The following is a 2,880-nucleotide window of genomic DNA, read 5'->3' as shown; positions in this document are numbered from 1 at the left end:
CCCGTCGATATGGACTCTTGGGGAAGATCAGCCTGTTATCCCCGGGGTACCTTTTATCCGTTGAGCGACACCACTTCCACACGTTGGTGCCGGATCACTAGTCCCGACTTTCGTCCCTGCTCGACATGTACGTCTCACAGTCAAGCTCCCTTGTGCACTTACACTCAACACCTGATTGCCAACCAGGCTGAGGGAACCTTTGGGCGCCTCCGTTACATTTTGGGAGGCAACCGCCCCAGTTAAACTACCCACCAGGCACTGTCCCTGAACCCGATCAGGGTCCGAGGTTAGAAGTCCAATACGATCAGAGTGGTATTTCAACAACGACTCCACCCACACTGGCGTGCGAGTTTCACAGTCTCCCACCTATCCTACACAAACCGAACCGAACACCAATACCAAGCTATAGTGAAGGTCCCGGGGTCTTTTCGTCCTGCCGCGCGTAACGAGCATCTTTACTCGTACTGCAATTTCGCCGAGTCTGTGGTTGAGACAGCAGAGAAGTCGTTACGCCATTCGTGCAGGTCGGAACTTACCCGACAAGGAATTTCGCTACCTTAGGATGGTTATAGTTACCACCGCCGTTTACTGGGGCTTAAATTCTCAGCTTCACACCCCGAAGGGCATTAACCGGTCCTCTTAACCTTCCAGCACCGGGCAGGCGTCAGTCCGTATACATCGTCTTACGACTTCGCACGGACCTGTGTTTTTAGTAAACAGTCGCTTCTCTCTGGTCTCTGCGACCACCCCCAGCTCCCACCGTACGGTGTTCACCAAGCGTGGTCCCCCTTCTCCCGAAGTTACGGGGGCATTTTGCCGAGTTCCTTAACCACAGTTCTCTCGATCGCCTTAGTATTCTCTACCTGACCACCTGTGTTGGTTTGGGGTACGGGCCGTGTACCAACTCGCTAGAGGCTTTTCTCGGCAGCATAGGATCATGGAATTCGCCGCAACGGCTACGCATCACCTCTCAGGATATGTGTGTGACGGATTTACCTACCACACTCCCTACAGGCTTACACCAGTACTACCACTCACTGGCCCCACTACCTTCCTGCGTCACCCCATCGCTTGCCTACTACCACACAAGGTCCCATGCAGCCGGCTCCCGTCACCCGAAGGTGATCGTTCGCCATTTGGATGGTTAGTACATGTGATTCAGCATGGACGCGGATACACGGGTACGGGAATATCAACCCGTTGTCCATCGACTACGCCTGTCGGCCTCGCCTTAGGTCCCGACTCACCCTGGGCGGATTAGCCTGGCCCAGGAACCCTTGGTCATTCGGCGGCGCAGTTTCTCACTGCGCTTTCGCTACTCATGCCTGCATTCTCACTCCCACACCCTCCACACCTCGATCACTCGGGCGCTTCCACGGATGCAGGACGCTCCCCTACCCACCCACACACCTAGCCACCACCCCGCAGGGTGAAGACAAGCTCTTGTGTGAGTGCCGCGGCTTCGGCGGTGTACTTGAGCCCCGCTACATTGTCGGCGCAGGATCACTTGACCAGTGAGCTATTACGCACTCTTTCAAGGGTGGCTGCTTCTAAGCCAACCTCCTGGTTGTCTTCGCGACCCCACATCCTTTTCCACTTAGTACACGCTTAGGGGCCTTAGCCGGCGATCTGGGCTGTTTCCCTCTCGACTACGAACCTTATCGCCCGCAGTCTCACTGCCATGCTCTCACTTACCGGCATTCGGAGTTTGGCTGACGTCAGTAACCTAGTAGGGCCCATCGGCCATCCAGTAGCTCTACCTCCGGCAAGAAACACACAACGCTGCACCTAAATGCATTTCGGGGAGAACCAGCTATCACGGAGTTTGATTGGCCTTTCACCCCTACCCACAACTCATCCCCTCCATTTTCAACTGAAGTGGGTTCGGGCCTCCACGACGTCTTACCGACGCTTCACCCTGGCCATGGGTAGATCACTCCGCTTCGGGTCTAGACCCGGCGACTCCACGCCCTATTCAGACTCGCTTTCGCTACGGCTACCCCACACGGGTTAACCTCGCCACCGAGCACTAACTCGCAGGCTCATTCTTCAAAAGGCACGCCATCACCCCCAGCCCACCAAAGGACTCAAAGGCTCTGACGGATTGTAAGCGTCCGGTTTCAGGTACTATTTCACTCCCCTCCCGGGGTACTTTTCACCTTTCCCTCACGGTACTAGTCCGCTATCGGTCACCAGGAAGTATTCAGGCTTACCGGGTGGTCCCGGCAGATTCACAGCAGATTCCACGAGCCCGCTGCTACTTGGGCACCCATCACGCAAGACCACAGGCTTTCAGCTACCGGACTCTCACCGTCTACGGCAGACCATTCCAGGCCACTTCACCTAACCCACGGTTTTATCACTCACGCCCGGACAGGTAGATCCGGGAAGATGAACCCCACAACCCCACACACACAACCCCTACCCGGTCACACATGCGCATGGTTTAGCCTCCTCCGCTTTCGCTCGCCACTACTCACGGAATCACAATTGTTTTCTCTTCCTATGGGTACTGAGATGTTTCACTTCCCCACGTTCCCCCCACACGGGCTATACATTCACCCGGTGGTAACACCACATCACTGGTGCTGGGTTTCCCCATTCGGACACCCTCGGATCACAGCACGGTTGACAACTCCCCGAGGACTATCGCGGCCTCCCACGTCCTTCATCGGCTCCTGGTACCAAGGCATCCACCGAACGCCCTTAACCACTTACAACAACACCTACAAACACACCCCGCCCAGCAACACACCCACAGGCACGCCACCAGCGAGACCCGAATGTAGACAAAACAACAACAAAAATTGCAGACCAAAGACTACAAAAAATAAAGATGCTCGCATCCACTATGCACTTCTCAAACAACACACACCCACC

General features: G+C 55.6%; 1 rRNA gene. It reads right to left on the bottom strand.

Annotation, left to right across the window (positions count from 1 at the left end):
* Positions 1-2,720 (bottom strand): 23S ribosomal RNA (locus GORHZ_RS01215); the annotation flags it as partial.
* Positions 2,721-2,880 lie beyond the last annotated feature (160 nt).

This window comes from Gordonia rhizosphera NBRC 16068, from assembly GCF_000298195.1.
GTDB lineage: Bacteria > Actinomycetota > Actinomycetes > Mycobacteriales > Mycobacteriaceae > Gordonia > Gordonia rhizosphera.
Note: the sequence above shows the minus strand (reverse complement) of the source record. Positions and strands in the feature narration are given on the sequence as shown.